Source organism: Collimonas pratensis, assembly GCF_001584185.1.
GTDB classification, from domain to species: Bacteria; Pseudomonadota; Gammaproteobacteria; order Burkholderiales; family Burkholderiaceae_D; genus Collimonas; species Collimonas pratensis.
This window is the reverse complement of record NZ_CP013234.1, coordinates 2589707-2602809: the sequence shown is the minus strand read 5'-3', so window position 1 is coordinate 2602809 and position 13103 is coordinate 2589707. Positions and strand designations below refer to the sequence as shown.

Here is a 13103-nt window from a genome sequence, read left to right as displayed (position 1 = left end):
CCCCACGTATCTCAGGTTGTTAAGCGCTTGTTCTTCTCATATGAATAGGCTGTGTAGCGATAGCTGCCGTACTTGGAGCCATAGCCGTATCTGCCCACGTTTGGATCCAGGCCATTGAACAGGACGCCTTTCGGATGCGCGCCGTTGTGTACCAGGCGCCTTGCCGACTCAAGAATTTCCCCGATTTTCGTGATGCCGCTGCGGGCCACCAGGAAAGTCGTGCCGGAAAACTCGGCCAGGATGGCAGGGTCGGCCACTGCCAGCACCGGTGGTGAATCGACAATCACAATGTCGTACTGCTCAGCCACGGCTTTCAGCAGTTCGCCGACGCTACGCGCAGTCAGCAGTTCGGCCGGGTTGGGCGGCAATTTTCCGGTCGCCATGAAATCCAGACCCGGGACGACTTCTCGATGTATCGCGGCAGCCACTGCCAGCGAACCGGACACCAGCTCAGAGAAACCGCCGTCACGCCCGAAGCCAAAGTATTCGTTGAGATGGCCTTTGCGCAAATCGGCGTCGATCAGCAGCACCCGCTTGCCGGACGATGCCACCACCGCCGCCAGGTTGGCCGCGATAAAGGATTTGCCGACACCCGGCGACGGCCCGGTCAGCAGCACGATATTATTTTTCGCCTCCAGCATGGCGAACTGCAGTGCGGTACGCAAGCTGCGCAGGCTTTCGATGGCCAAATCGCCAGCCTGCGCCACCGCCAGCAAAGAGACTTCCTGCGTTTTCGTCCTGGCCTGCCGGCTTAATACCAGCTGTGCATCGCTGCGTGGAATGGTCGAATACACGCTCAAGCCGGTATGCTGCTCGATCTCATTGGCGTCGGTCACGCCGCTGAACAACATATTGCGGATAAAGGCAGCTGTCACGCTAAGGAACAAGCCCAGCAGCAACGAGACTGGCAGTACGATCAGCTTTTTCGGCTTGACCGGAATTTCCGGCAAGGCCGCGACATCCACGAGCCGCACATTGCCGATCTTGCCGGCTTTTACCAGCTTCAATTGCTCGATATTGCTCAGCAGCCCGGTATACAAAGTGGTGTTGACAGTGACGTCGCGCGTCAAGCGCAGCAAATCCTGTTCGTTATTCGGGAAGCGCTTGATCAAGCCATTGACCTTCCCTTGCTCACCATACAAAGCACGGATTTGCTCATCCACCGCTTTCAGGGATGGATGCGAATCCGAGAAACGCATGGCCAGGTCCTTGCGTTTCTGTTTCAGTTCCAGCAACTGGGTCTGCGTATCCACAGCCTTTTGCAGCACCATCGCCCCTTCGTCGCTCATGCTGACGCTGCCGAGTTTGTTGCGCAGCGCGTTATACAGGTTTTCGGCCTGTTCCAGCTCGCTTTTCAGCAGCGGCACCTGCTCGTTCAGGAAGTCCAGCGATTTGGCTGCCTCGGCCGACTTGCGTTCGATGTTCTGCCGTACGTATTGCTGACCGATCTGGTTCAAGGTGTCGCTGACGATGCGCGCATCCGTGCCTTGCCAGGTAGCGCCGATCACGCCAGATTGCTTGCCCTTTTCAACAATCACCAACTGGTCTTGCAAGTCGAGGATGGTTTTCAAGCGCGAATTGCGGATCAATGTGAAGACGACCCCGGGCCTGGCGTTGACGCCGGCCACGCGCAGTTCCAGATTACCGCCCTCCACCACAAATTTTTCCAGCTTGCCGACGCTGCCTTCAAACACCTCGTCGAACTCGCCGCTGCTGAGGCGATAGCGCCCGTGCTCCAGCAGCTGCAACTTGAATTTTTTTTCTTCGAGCGCTTGCGGCACATTGAAGATATCGGCGTCCATGCTTTCATTGCCCCAGGCATAGCCGCCATAGCCAAGCAATCCGGGTGCAGACAGTTTCTTATCCTGGCGCGCGATCCAGCCGCCGATCAAAGGGAAACGTTTGGGATCCTGATCGATATACAGATGCAAGGCATCGACCGAACGTGAGACCACCAGGCGCGATCCGAGTATTTCAATCTCTGCGGCGGCGGTTGACTTGACGTCAAACATCGAGGACATATCGGCCAGCATGTTGCTGGCCGCGGCGCTGGCGGAATTGTCCTCGACCTGCACCAGGATGTCGGCCTGGTACACCGGAGTGCCGAGAAATGCGTAGAGCGTCCCCAGCAAAAAGAAGACTATCGTGACGATGCCTATCATCTTGCGGTGGTCGACCAGCACATCGAGCAAAGCCGCAAGATTGAGCTCATCGTCTTTTCCCGCGGACATGTGCAGCGGCTGTGTAAGTTTTGTCATCGTCAGCTAAGCGTCTTCATTGAGTTATCTGGACCGGACCGTGCGTTGCCGGCCGTCGCGGCGAGCGGCTCGCGACGATGCGTGCCGCCCATTCGTCGACACCGCGATCGATCAGCGCCAGGCAGCGTTCAAATTCGCCGAGATCCTTTTGATGGGGATCGAAAATGTCGAAACGGCCGTATTCGCCGAGGCGGAATAACTTGCCGCGGGTGGTCGGGTAATGCTTTTCGATAAACTGCTTCTGCGGCAGATCCATGACCAGGATCAGCTCCGCCGATTCGCAATGCCAGGCGCGCAATTGCTGCCCGCGATGCGCTTCGATATCGATGCCGCGGCGGCGCATCAGCTCTATCGCAAAAGGATCGGCAGGCGCGCCGACGACAGCATCGATGCCGGCCGAGCTCAGCTGCACGCCAGGCAATTTGCGGGCAAACATCGCCAGCGCCATCGGGCAGCGGCAAATATTGCCTATGCAAACGATCAGGATGGAGTTGATCAATTGTTCTTGTCCACGGCATTGCGGTAGTTGACCGCATTGGTCGAACTGCCTATGAAGAGCGCCATGATGCGGCTGAAGCGCACCAGTCCCGGCGCATCGACATACACCACATCCTTGGCTTTCAGCTCGAAATTTTCCGCCAGTGCCAGGCCGACGGGGGATTTGCTGTCTAGATGGAAGATTTCCGGCATGGTGCCGTCAGGCGCTGCGCGCACCACGTAGATCGCGCTCGGATCGCTGGTTTCCGCCAGCACGCCGCCGACCTGGCTCAGCGCGTCGCTCAAGGTCAGCCGGCCATTGCTGCGCAGGGGCACGCCGCGCGGATCGCGCACTTCGCCAGCCACCACGATCTGATTGTCGGCCAGCGGTGTCACCCGCAGCAAGTCTTCGCTCTGCAGGATGACCCGGGACGGACTGATGCCGTGTTCCGTCAGTTCGGGAATGCTGATCCGGTAGCTCCTGGCGCCGCGCGTCAAGGTAATGCGGCTGGGATCACCGGACGGGCTGATGCCTCCAGCCTGGTTCAGCGCCTCTGCCAGCGACATCGGCACATCGGTCATCGGCTTGACGCCGGCGCTGCGCACCTCGCCGTCCACGTAAACCTTGCGGCTGCGATAGCCGATCACGCGCAGGGTAATCTGCGGATCGCGGATATACTTTTTCAGCATGGCCACCAACTGCTGCTGCGCCTCAAGCTCAGTCAGGCCGCCCGCCTTGAATCTGCCGACATAGGGAAACTGCACATTGCCGTCATTGCCGACGGCGTATCCCGGCAGCGTCTGCGCGGCCAGGCCGACATTGGATATTTCAGCACCGCTGGCGCCGATGGTGTAGGTCAGGTTGGGCACCACCAGTTCCGGGTGATCCCAAACAATGATCGACAAGACGTCCGCCACCCCGATACGGTAGGGTTCCGGCTTTTCCAGCAGTTCCTGGTAATACGACAGACTGGCCTGAGCCTGTTGCAGGCGTTCAGCGCGTTCCTGCTGCACCAGCTTCAGCGTGATCGGCTTGACCACCGGCCTGGATTCGGGGTCGGTGGCATCGACCGTTCCCCGCGAATCGAATCTCATCCCTGGCGCCAGCGCGCAACCGCCTAGCGCCAAAGACAGGATTAACAGCGCGATCGTTTTTTTCAATTTAGCTCACACGTAAAAGCAGGCACTTTGGATTGCCGGCACCGCTGGTCAAACCGGCTGGCAGTTCAGGCGCAATTAAGAAATTAACAAAAACAGTAAATTCATTACACTAACAAATATAACAAATTAAAATTGATTTTAATAGCGATTTTTGATTGCACCGCACCAAAGCGCCTATAAAATGAGCGCAGGAATCCCGCCGGCAAAGCTATCTGCCGCACTTGGAAGACATCGAAAAAGTTGTTGCCGCGGCTGTGGAAGACTTACTATCTGCTCGCGGGAGGTATCTGATCAGGTGCCGGCGCCGCAACAATCTTTGCTGCAAGCGCCGACAAAGCTGCTGGCCGCAATAAGTGGCCTGCATTTCATAGTTTGTTAAAATACTTAACTAAATCAATTACCGATGCCAGCAGTGAAACTCAATCAAAGCGATGTCACTACGCAAGAAGCCGCCCGCTTGCTGGGAATTTCCGTCACCTCGGTCCAGCAGCTGGTAGAGCGTGGAATCCTGGTTGCCTGGAAAACCCAGGGCGGACACCGGCGCATTCCGCGCGAGGCAGTCGATGCGCTGAAGGCGGAGCGCAGCGATTTGCTGGAAGAGAAAGGCTCCTTGTCATCGACATTGAGCGCCCTCATCGTCGAAGACAATGCGCTGCAGCGCAAGGTGTACGAGAAGCAGATTTCGTCCTGGGATATCCCGCTGGAGATCAGCTTTTGCGAAAACGGCTACCAGGCGTTGCTGGAAATCGCCCAGCGCAAGTACGACATCCTGCTGCTCGATATCGTGATGGATGGCATCGACGGCTACGAAATCGTCAAGACGGTGCTCGCCAAGCCAGAGCTCAGGCATATCGACATCGCCATCCTGACCACCCTCGGCAAAGACGCCCTGGAAGCCCGCGGCGGCTTGCCGGACGAGGTGCTGTATTTCCAGAAACCGATCGTGTTCGAAGAGTTGCGCGGCTTCCTGCGCGGCTGCGCCGCACGCAAGGCGCGCCAGGCTCGCTTGAGCACTGGCGCCTGAACCGATACTGCGTGAGGCGGCGGGTACGGCGCATGGTGGCCGGCCCTGAGCACCGGAGGCCTTTGTTTGCCGCCACATTTTTCATACCGGATCTTATGCTTTCATGGATGCAAATCAGTAAAATCGGTAGCAGCAACGTCATGCTTCCCGCCGCCGTTGCGATTGCTGTCTGGCTGATGGCCGGAGGCGCGCGCCGCCTGTTCCTGTATTGGTGCCTGCTGTTTGCCGGTACCCTGTTGCTGGTCGCGGCATCGAAGATCGCCTTTGTCGGCTGGGGCATCGGCATAGAAGAGATCGATTTCACCGGCTTCAGCGGCCATGCCATGCGCTCCGCCGCCATCATTCCTACGCTCTTCTATGTCATCGTCCGCCAGCAGGCATTTGCACTGCGCTGGCCGGCCGTCATAGCGGGAGTGGGCGTGGCGGCGCTGATCAGCCTGTCGCGTGTGCAACTGCATTTCCACTCAGTCTCGGAAGCGCTGAGCGGCTCCCTGCTGGGTCTGGCGGCCTGCCTGTGCTTTATCTGGCAGGCGGAAAATACCTCGCAGCCGGGCTTGAGCCGTACCCTGCTTGCCTGCAGCTTTGTACTGCTGTTGACAGCTTCCTTCTCCAAACCGGTGCCGACCGAGGATCTGATAGCAAGCACGGCGCTCTGGCTTTCCGGCCACCCTGCCGCGGTCGCAGAACATCGCCGCCAAAGCATGGAAAGCGCTTTGCCGGTCAACTGACAAGCGGCGCCGGAACCGCTTTCAAGTCTGAGCCGCCGGCTCTTTGCTGTCTGCAAGAAAGCGCCCTACGTCCTGCATCGTGGCTTCCATCTCAGCTTGCAGCGCCTGGAATTCATGGCGTGGGCAAGGCAGCTTTTTGCGGTTGAACTCAAGCTCGATCTGCTCCAGCATGCGCACCGCTGCATCTGCTCCCGCTATCAGCAAAGAGCCTTTCAAGGCATGGCATTCATGGCTGGTCGCCAGTACATTCCCGGCTGCCACAGCGCTCCCCAGCCTGCCAAGCTGTTCGCCCGCGACCAGCAGAAACAGTGCACACAACTCGGCGCAAACGTCCGGGTCCTGGTAGGCATGCCCCAACAAAGTCTGAGGACTGAAATGATCGCTGGTTCGCAATGGCATGAGTGAATCGCTTGGCCTTGTCAAATAGTATGGGCGGGCGCCGTCAATACACCCCATCGGGATCCACCGCAGCCAGGATCTGCCGGCGCGAGGCCGGCTTGACCACGATGGCGTCGAAGCCGGCGGCCCTGAACGAGGCAAGTTCCCCCTCCATCGCATACGCGGTATACGCCACCACGCGCGGTGCGACCGTGTTCAGTCGGCTCTTGACGATATGGCAGAACTCTTTGCCGTTGATATCGCGCATGCCGATGTCGGTCAGTATCACGTCGACCGGATTCTTGTTCAGATAGTGCAAGGCGTCGGAAGCGCAAGTAAGAACCTGCACCGAATACCCGGCCCGGACCAGGATGACCTTGGCCAGGTTGCTGTTCAAAGGATTGTCATCCACTACCAGTATCTGCTTCATTGCACCTTCGTATCTGCTCAGACCGTGGAAAGCGGCAGCGTAAACGTGAATATCGAGCCGCGCTCAAGCCGCGACTGCACGCCTATCGCGCCCCCCATGCATTTCACCAGCTCCTTGGCCAAGGCCAGCCCCATGCCGCTGCCCGCCTGCGCGCGCAAGTCTGAGCCGTCCACCTGCGTGAATTTTTCAAAAATCGCGTGCTGAAAGCTGGCGGGAATCCCTTCGCCGGTATCGATCACCTTGAATATCAAGTTACCCCCGCCGTGGATCACCCGTACTGTTACCGCACCTTGGTTGGTGTATTTCACTGCGTTGTGGATCAGATTATTCAACACCCTGACAATCTTGCTGCGGTCGCAGGCGATTTCGATCGGCAAGCCGGGACTCAAGGCCAAGCGCAGGCCGATTCCCTTGCGCATCGCCGTAGAGGCATGTCCCGCGACAATCTGCTGCATCAGGCCGCGCAGATTTTCGGTGGCCAGAAACACTTCCATCTTTCCGGCAGCAATACGCTCCAGGTCCAGCACCGAATTGACCAGCAACAGCAGATGCGTGCCGCTGTCATGGATGGCCTGGGCGAACTGCCAGGCATCAGTGCCGGCCAGGTCCTCCCGCAACAGTTCGGCGTAGCCCAGGATGCCGTTCAAGGGAGTTCTCAGTTCATGCGACACATTGGCCAGAAACTGCGATTTGGCCTGATTCGAAAATGCCGCTGCGCGCCGCGTCCTTACCAAACCGTTGGCCAGGAACAGAATAAGCATGGTGAGCATCAGCACGATGACTGTCGCAAACATCGCCAGCGCAAAGTCGCGCCGCCTATGCAGCTGCACATGACTCGCTCCCAGCGGCGCATCAAGCATGGCCATCTGTTCTGCGTTGGTGGGATCGGCTTGTGCGTCCAGGATAAAAGCCTGGCTCTCTAGCTCGCGCTCGGTCTCGTTATAGAGAGTCACCACCCAGATGCAGGCGATCAGCGCGCCGGCAAAAAGCAAGATCGCCATGCGCACGCCCGACTTGCGCGGCGCAACAATTGCGACAGATGATCCGGCTATTTTTTTCAATACAGCTGCAAACCTAAAAACGGCCACTGACATTCATTTTCAAAAAGGGAGGCTTGCGCTTCCAGATGATGGCGTCACCGCGCTGGCATCTTTTGCCCTCGAAGGTCGCCGCCTGGCGGCGGATCGCGTTCCGGATCCGTCATTAAATGCTATGCTTGAGAAAATTAAATTTCCGCAATGCAATATTAGTGCAGTCACCTGTATTTTTGTACTGTTAGATTTGTCAGTCGCAAGCCAGCCACGATCCGGCCGCAAGCTTGCCGCGATTCAGCGAGGATTCAACGATGATGCAGCCATCATCCGCGCCGCCGGCGATGGCACTTGCAATTTGGATACGAACGCGCTACTTTCTCAGTAAAGCTGGGCCGGAAATATCGATGCAACCGCAAGCTAGTCTGAAGGAACCGCAGATGAAAACCGTCGCACAAATTCTCAAGACCAAGCAGAATCAGGCTGTCTACACCATATCTCCGGGCGCCAAGGTATTCGACGCCATAAAAATGATGTCCGAACACAGCATCGGCGCGTTGCTGGTGACCGAAGGAGAGGTCATCGTCGGCATCGTCACCGAGCGCGACTATGCCCGGAAAATGATACTCAAGGGCCGCTCGTCGACAGATACCTCGGTACGCGACATCATGACTTCTTCCGTCATGTACGTGCGTCCAGAGGACAGCAATGAGCAGTGCATGGCGCTGATGACCGAGAACCGCCTGCGCCATCTGCCGATACTGGATAACGGCAAGCTGATCGGCATCATTTCCATCGGCGACCTGGTGAAGGATATTATTTCCGAGCAGCAGTTCATCATCCAGCAGCTCGAGCACTACATCATGGGCCACCCGGCGTAAGGCAATCAGGTATATATTGGAAGAACACTAGCAACACACGGCGGTACGTCGACCCGAAACGGCATTTTTCGACATGGTGGCCTCAGATGAAAAATTGGGTAGTTCTGCCTTTCTGCATCCTGCTCGCCGCATGCGCCTCCGCGCCGCCGGCGCCGCGGGCGGATAACCTGTTCAGCGATCAGCTGTTCGCGCCCGCCTCGGAGCGCATCAGCGTCGACGATGTCTTTGCGCTCAGCCCGGCCATGCAGCAATACCTGAGCAGCGGCGAAATCTCCTATCAGTTGCACGCCAAAGGCGTGCAGCAAGGCTTGTTCGATGCCCTGTACAACAAGACCCTGCTGAAGCTCGACTATAACGCCGAGCACACCCGCAATGCCGCGCAAACCTTTGCCATGCGTTCCGGCAACTGCCTGTCGCTGGTGATCATGACAGCTGCTTTTGCCAAGGAGCTGGGGCTGCCGATCGAGTACCAGGCGGTCTTGATCGATCAATCCTGGACCCGCAACGACGACATTTACTTTGCCAGCGGCCACGTCAACATTACATTGGGCAAGAAATTGGGCGCTATCCGCACCCGCTTCGATCAGGCCAGCCTGCTGACGATCGATTTCCTGCCGCCGGAGGAAATCAGCGGCCAGAATCGCCAGGACATCAGCGAGAAAACCATCGTCGCCATGTACATGAACAACCGCGCCGCGGAAGCACTGGCCCAGCACCAGCAGGACGATGCTTACTGGTGGGCGCGCGAGGCAATCCGCCAGGATCCTCGGTTCCTGGCTTCCTACAATACGTTGGGCGTGATCTATCGGCGCCACGGCAATCCGCAGCTGGCCGAGCGCGCGTTCACGCAAGTGCTCGATAGCGAGCCGGACAACACCGTAGTCATGTTCAATCTGATCGACGTCCTCAACGACCTCGGCCAGATCGCACGCGCACGGGCGCTCGGCGCCAGGCTGGTGCAACTGCAGCCGGTGGCGCCGTTCCAGGCATTCAACCTGGGGATGGCGGCAATGCGGGCGGGCGACTACAAGACCGCCAAGCTGCAGTTCACCAAGGAAATCGCGCGCGATCCCTATTATCACGAATTCCAATATTGGCTTGGCATCGCCTGCCTGCGCCTGGGAGAAATCGATCAAGCCGTGCAGCACCTGAGCATTGCGATGGAAAGCAGCACCACCCGCAGCGACCATGACCTGTATGCCGCCAAGCTCGACCGCCTCAAGTCTTACCACGCGCCGCTGCTGGTGCACTGAGCGGCGCCAGGCCAGCAACGCCGGCAACATTGGTAATTAAAGATTACACTGATAACGGCGCCGCAAATCCGCAGCAAAAAATCCATGCCGCTGCGTACCAATCGCATGCTTATGTGCGCTAGGCCGCTTGCCTTTTTGCGAAGAGTTTCTTCGCTGATGATGCATTGTTGTTCCACGTAAATATACGCGTGGAAATCGCGCAACAATATAGTTAAATGATGTCAAATATTCGCTTTAATTGTACAGAACGATTTAAGATCAAATCGTCTCCATACGAAAGAGGTGCCGACATGGGATGGCTTAACAGATTGGCGACGAAATATATCCTGACGCCGGAAAAGCTGGCTGAAAACGAACTGCGCGACACGCGCCTGGCCTTATACCAAGCGGAACGACAGTTGCTCGAAGCAGAAATGCGGGTGGATTACTATCGCAACGTCTTGTCTTTCCTCGAGGCCATCTCCGCCGACGGCGTCGAAAAAGTCGCCGACACGCAAAGGCAAAAACCATCTATCCAGTTGCAGGGGCCGCAACGGCTTACCCGGAGCTCAGCTCCTATCGCGGAGCAGCCTGAAGCCTGTCAAGCGATAGATTGCAGCGCAGCCGATGATTGCGCTTGGCGGTTATTTTCGCTCGCGGCCGGCGTGAACGTCGCGCCGCTGGTCGAGCGCCGTCAGTACCTGATGCGGATCGGTGGGCTGTTGCATCGCTTCCGCCTCCGGATCGTGGCGGTCTTTTACCATCGGCAGATCGCGCCGCAATTCCTCGATTAGATTGATCAGCTTGGTGGTCTTTTGCTCGGTCAACAAATTCACCTGCAATTCCAGGTGCTGACGCTGCTCTTCAAACCTGGCGAGACGATTCTGTTTGATCAAGACCACTGTCGTAATCAGCAAGGCGCACAGGCTGACGATGCCTTGCAGCCAAAAGAACGGCGGCGGGTCGAAATGATGCCAGCCTGCCGCCCGCCCCACCAGGCTGAGCAGTATCCACAGCGACGCAAACAGCAATATCACACTGAGGAAATAAGGCCGCCCGACAAAATTGCTGACGTATTCAAGCAGGCGTTGCGAGCCGCTGAGCTTTTGCTCTTCCTGCTGGTAGAGCGCCAGAATGCTTTCGATGTTCTGACCAATCTGTGCAACCGGCTCAGCCGGGTCGCGGTCTTGCTTATCCATGGCGAACTCCTTTGTTGCGCGGCGCGCGCTACGTTCTGCTGCTTAGCTATCCCCTACTCGCCCGACCAGCTCCTTGCAATTTTTCGGACAAATCATATGCTATGCCAAAGCAGCCGGATATCTATGTGGCCTGGCGCACAGACCGTCGCTGCGTTTCAGCGGAAACTCCCTGCAAGCAGCGTCGGCTGCTCCTGACCGCATTGCTCCCAAACCGGAAGGTAAACATGACCCAACCCGTGTCTGACGCATTGGTTTTTTTCGGCGCCACCGGCGACCTCGCTTTCAAGCAGATTTTCCCCGCACTGCAAGCCATGATCAAGCGCGGCCATCTGGATCTTCCCATCATTGGCATCGGCAGGTCGGCCTTGAGCAAGGAGCAGTTCATCGCCCGCGCGCGCGACAGCATTGAACAGCACAGCCAGCTTGATGCCAGCGCCTTCAGCCAGCTGTCGGCGCACCTGCAATATCTCAGCGGCGACTATCAGGACGACGCCACCTACCAGCAGCTGAAAACCTTGCTCGGCGATGCCGCCCATCCTCTGCACTATCTCGCCATTCCGCCAGAGATGTTTGAAAACGTGATCAAAGGACTGGCGCACTCGGGCTGCGCAAAAAACAGCCGGGTGATCGTCGAGAAGCCGTTCGGACGCGACCTCGCCTCGGCGCAAGCGCTGAATCAGGTACTGCTGCAGGTCTTCCCTGCCGCAGACATCTACCGCATCGACCACTACCTGGCCAAGGAACCGGTGCAAAACCTGCTCTACTTCCGTTTTGCCAACAGCTTTCTCGAACCGCTCTGGAACCGCAGCCACATCGCACATGTACAAATCACCATGGCCGAATCGTTCGGCGTGCAGGGACGCGGCAGCTTTTACGAAAGCGTCGGTGCGATGCGCGACGTTATCCAGAACCATCTGCTGCAAGTAGCCGCGTTACTGGCCATGGAGCCGCTCGCCAGCGATCATGACGACGCCATTCGCGATGCAAAATTGCGCGCATTCCAGGCCATGCAGCCGCTCAATCCGGCGCAGATCGTGCGCGGCCAGTTTCGCGGCTACCGGGAAGAGCCAGGCGTCGCCGCCGAATCCAGCGTCGAAACCTTCGCCGCCCTGCGCTTGAATATCGATAACGCACGCTGGGCCGGCGTACCGTTTTACATCCGTGCCGGCAAGCAAATGCCGCTGACGGCGAGCGAGATCATGGTAACCTTGAAAAAACCGCGGCAGGCAGTCTTCGATACAACCGGCGCCGGCCAAGAAAATTACTTCCGTTTCCGCATCGGCCCCGATGCTCTAATATCGATGGGTGCCCGTGTCAAGCTGGCTGGCGAAGCGATGGTTGGCGAACCCGTGGAACTGTTGGCCCAGCGCCATCCCGGCGACGAGATGTCACCCTATGAGCGTCTGTTTGGCGACGCCATCCAGGGCGATGCTGCGCTGTTCGCCCGCTATGACAGCATCGAGGCTGCCTGGCGTACCGTGATGCCGGTGCTCGGCAACTGCGTGCCGCTGGAGATATATGAAGCGCACAGCTGGGGACCGGCCGCCGCCGACAGGCTGATGGCCGCGGACGGCGGCTGGCACAACCCGCAACTGACCAAGGACAGCCATGGCGGCAATGGATGACGTAGTGTTTCTGCTGGATGTCGACAATACCTTGCTCGACAACGATCGCCTGATCGCCGACCTGATGCAGCATCTGGCGCAAGAATTCGGCGCCGCCAGGCGCGACAGCTACCAGGCCATCCTCGAGCAATTGCGCACAGAACTCGGCTATGTCGATTATCTCGGCGCCATGCAGCGTTTCCGGCTGGCCGACATGCGCGATACCAGGACGCTGCTAATGTCGGCTTTCCTGATCGATTATCCGTTTGCCGGCCTGATCTATCCCGGCGTGTTGGAGGCCGTCGCCCATCTCAGGCAATGGGGCCGCACTGTCATCCTGTCCGACGGCGACGCCGTCTTCCAGCCGCACAAGATCCAGCGCTCAGGGCTGTGGCAGATGGTCGAGGGCCGAGTGCTGATCTATGTCCACAAGGAGCAGATGCTGGACGATGTCACGCGCCGGTATCCGGCCCGCCACTACGTGATGGTGGACGACAAGCTCAGCATCCTGAGCGCCATGAAAAAGGCCTGGGGAGCGCAGTTGACCACGGTGTTCCCGCGCCAGGGGCATTATGCGCTGGACCCGAAGAATCTTGCCGCCTATCCGGCAGCCGATGTCGCCGTAGAAAATTTTGGCGACCTGCTCAAGCAAGACTTTTCCACGCTGCTGACGTAGGTTCCGGAACAAGCCTCGCGCCTG

General features: G+C 58.2%; 14 protein-coding genes. 7 read left to right on the top strand and 7 right to left on the bottom strand.

The annotated features are described in order from the left end of the window. Nucleotides 1–11 precede the first annotated feature (11 nt). The 3 genes from CPter91_RS11845 to CPter91_RS11835 are packed head-to-tail and all read right to left on the bottom strand — an operon-like array spanning nt 12 to nt 3830. Nucleotides 12–2258: a polysaccharide biosynthesis tyrosine autokinase gene (locus tag CPter91_RS11845; RefSeq protein ID WP_061940431.1), complete on the bottom strand. Its 2247-nt coding sequence runs from the start codon at nt 2256–2258 to the stop codon at nt 12–14. A gap of 16 nt (nt 2259–2274) precedes the next feature. Further along, complete coding sequence (locus CPter91_RS11840) at nt 2275–2757, bottom strand: low molecular weight protein-tyrosine-phosphatase (RefSeq protein ID WP_061940429.1); 483 nt, start codon at nt 2755–2757, stop codon at nt 2275–2277. Further along, entirely contained in the window at nt 2754–3830 is a 1077-nt protein-coding gene (locus CPter91_RS11835) for a polysaccharide biosynthesis/export family protein (protein ID WP_082792791.1), read from the bottom strand. Before CPter91_RS11835 ends, CPter91_RS11840 begins: the two co-directional genes overlap by 4 nt. A gap of 469 nt (nt 3831–4299) precedes the next feature. Between CPter91_RS11835 and CPter91_RS11830 the strand changes: the two genes are divergently transcribed. Both CPter91_RS11830 and CPter91_RS11825 read left to right on the top strand, forming a co-directional pair. Continuing rightward, a complete protein-coding gene (locus tag CPter91_RS11830; protein ID WP_061940425.1) occupies nt 4300–4920 on the top strand; it encodes a response regulator in 621 nt (206 codons plus the stop codon). Between the two features lie 107 nt (nt 4921–5027). Continuing rightward, nucleotides 5028–5648 (top strand): phosphatase PAP2 family protein, encoded by a 621-nt coding sequence (locus CPter91_RS11825; RefSeq protein WP_061940423.1) that lies wholly within the window; start codon nt 5028–5030, stop codon nt 5646–5648. 21 nt (nt 5649–5669) lie between these two features. Here the strand turns inward: CPter91_RS11825 and CPter91_RS25665 are convergent, their stop codons facing one another. Genes CPter91_RS25665 through CPter91_RS11810 form a run of 3 tightly spaced genes read right to left on the bottom strand, consistent with a single transcriptional unit; the run spans nt 5670 to nt 7457 of the window. Next, entirely contained in the window at nt 5670–6047 is a 378-nt protein-coding gene (locus CPter91_RS25665) for an Hpt domain-containing protein (protein ID WP_167595159.1), read from the bottom strand. Nucleotides 6048–6090: 43 nt separating this feature from the next. Continuing rightward, nucleotides 6091–6456, bottom strand: coding sequence for a response regulator (locus CPter91_RS11815; RefSeq protein WP_061940419.1), 366 nt, complete (start codon nt 6454–6456; stop codon nt 6091–6093). 17 nt (nt 6457–6473) lie between these two features. Continuing rightward, the gene (locus CPter91_RS11810) at nt 6474–7457 is read right to left on the bottom strand and encodes a sensor histidine kinase (protein WP_061940417.1); all 984 of its coding nucleotides are present in this window, start codon (nt 7455–7457) and stop codon (nt 6474–6476) included. Here CPter91_RS11810 and CPter91_RS26915 point away from each other — a divergent pair. From CPter91_RS26915 to CPter91_RS11795, 3 genes are all read left to right on the top strand, one after another. Next, nucleotides 7456–7875: a hypothetical protein gene (locus CPter91_RS26915; protein WP_061940415.1), complete on the top strand. Its 420-nt coding sequence runs from the start codon at nt 7456–7458 to the stop codon at nt 7873–7875. The genes CPter91_RS11810 and CPter91_RS26915 overlap by 2 nt on opposite strands. 52 nt (nt 7876–7927) lie before the next feature. After that, nucleotides 7928–8368 (top strand): CBS domain-containing protein, encoded by a 441-nt coding sequence (locus CPter91_RS11800; protein WP_061946142.1) that lies wholly within the window; start codon nt 7928–7930, stop codon nt 8366–8368. Nucleotides 8369–8454: 86 nt separating this feature from the next. After that, nucleotides 8455–9621 carry a tetratricopeptide repeat protein gene (locus tag CPter91_RS11795; RefSeq protein ID WP_061940413.1) on the top strand — a complete coding sequence of 389 codons (1167 nt, stop codon included), beginning with the start codon at nt 8455–8457 and terminating at the stop codon, nt 9619–9621. A 623-nt stretch (nt 9622–10244) separates the two neighbouring features. Here the strand turns inward: CPter91_RS11795 and CPter91_RS11790 are convergent. Beyond that, a complete protein-coding gene (locus CPter91_RS11790; protein ID WP_061940411.1) occupies nt 10245–10799 on the bottom strand; it encodes a DUF1003 domain-containing protein in 555 nt (184 codons plus the stop codon). Between the two features lie 224 nt (nt 10800–11023). Here CPter91_RS11790 and zwf point away from each other — a divergent pair, with 224 nt between their 5' ends. Together zwf and CPter91_RS11780 are read left to right on the top strand one after the other, a co-directional pair. Next, nucleotides 11024–12424: a glucose-6-phosphate dehydrogenase gene (gene zwf / locus CPter91_RS11785; protein WP_061940408.1), complete on the top strand. Its 1401-nt coding sequence runs from the start codon at nt 11024–11026 to the stop codon at nt 12422–12424. Beyond that, a complete protein-coding gene (locus CPter91_RS11780) occupies nt 12408–13079 on the top strand; it encodes an HAD family hydrolase (RefSeq protein ID WP_061940406.1) in 672 nt (223 codons plus the stop codon). The genes zwf and CPter91_RS11780 overlap by 17 nt, the downstream gene beginning before the upstream one ends. The last annotated feature ends 24 nt before the right edge of the window (nt 13080–13103 follow it).

Bases quoted from the DNA above. Each gene is read 5' to 3' on its own strand.
- CPter91_RS11845 (WP_061940431.1), bottom strand. From the start codon at position 2,258: ATGACAAAACTTACACAGCCGCTGCACATGTCCGCGGGAAAAGACGAT.
- CPter91_RS11835 (WP_082792791.1), bottom strand. From the start codon at position 3,830: ATGAGATTCGATTCGCGGGGAACGGTCGATGCCACCGACCCCGAATCC.
- CPter91_RS11830 (WP_061940425.1), top strand. From the start codon at position 4,300: ATGCCAGCAGTGAAACTCAATCAAAGCGATGTCACTACGCAAGAAGCC.
- CPter91_RS11825 (WP_061940423.1), top strand. From the start codon at position 5,028: ATGCAAATCAGTAAAATCGGTAGCAGCAACGTCATGCTTCCCGCCGCC.
- CPter91_RS25665 (WP_167595159.1), bottom strand. From the start codon at position 6,047: ATGCCATTGCGAACCAGCGATCATTTCAGTCCTCAGACTTTGTTGGGG.
- CPter91_RS11815 (WP_061940419.1), bottom strand. From the start codon at position 6,456: ATGAAGCAGATACTGGTAGTGGATGACAATCCTTTGAACAGCAACCTG.
- CPter91_RS26915 (WP_061940415.1), top strand. From the start codon at position 7,456: ATGCGCACGCCCGACTTGCGCGGCGCAACAATTGCGACAGATGATCCG.
- CPter91_RS11810 (WP_061940417.1), bottom strand. From the start codon at position 7,457: ATGGCGATCTTGCTTTTTGCCGGCGCGCTGATCGCCTGCATCTGGGTG.
- CPter91_RS11800 (WP_061946142.1), top strand. From the start codon at position 7,928: ATGAAAACCGTCGCACAAATTCTCAAGACCAAGCAGAATCAGGCTGTC.
- CPter91_RS11795 (WP_061940413.1), top strand. From the start codon at position 8,455: ATGAAAAATTGGGTAGTTCTGCCTTTCTGCATCCTGCTCGCCGCATGC.
- CPter91_RS11790 (WP_061940411.1), bottom strand. From the start codon at position 10,799: ATGGATAAGCAAGACCGCGACCCGGCTGAGCCGGTTGCACAGATTGGT.
- zwf (WP_061940408.1), top strand. From the start codon at position 11,024: ATGACCCAACCCGTGTCTGACGCATTGGTTTTTTTCGGCGCCACCGGC.
- CPter91_RS11780 (WP_061940406.1), top strand. From the start codon at position 12,408: ATGGCGGCAATGGATGACGTAGTGTTTCTGCTGGATGTCGACAATACC.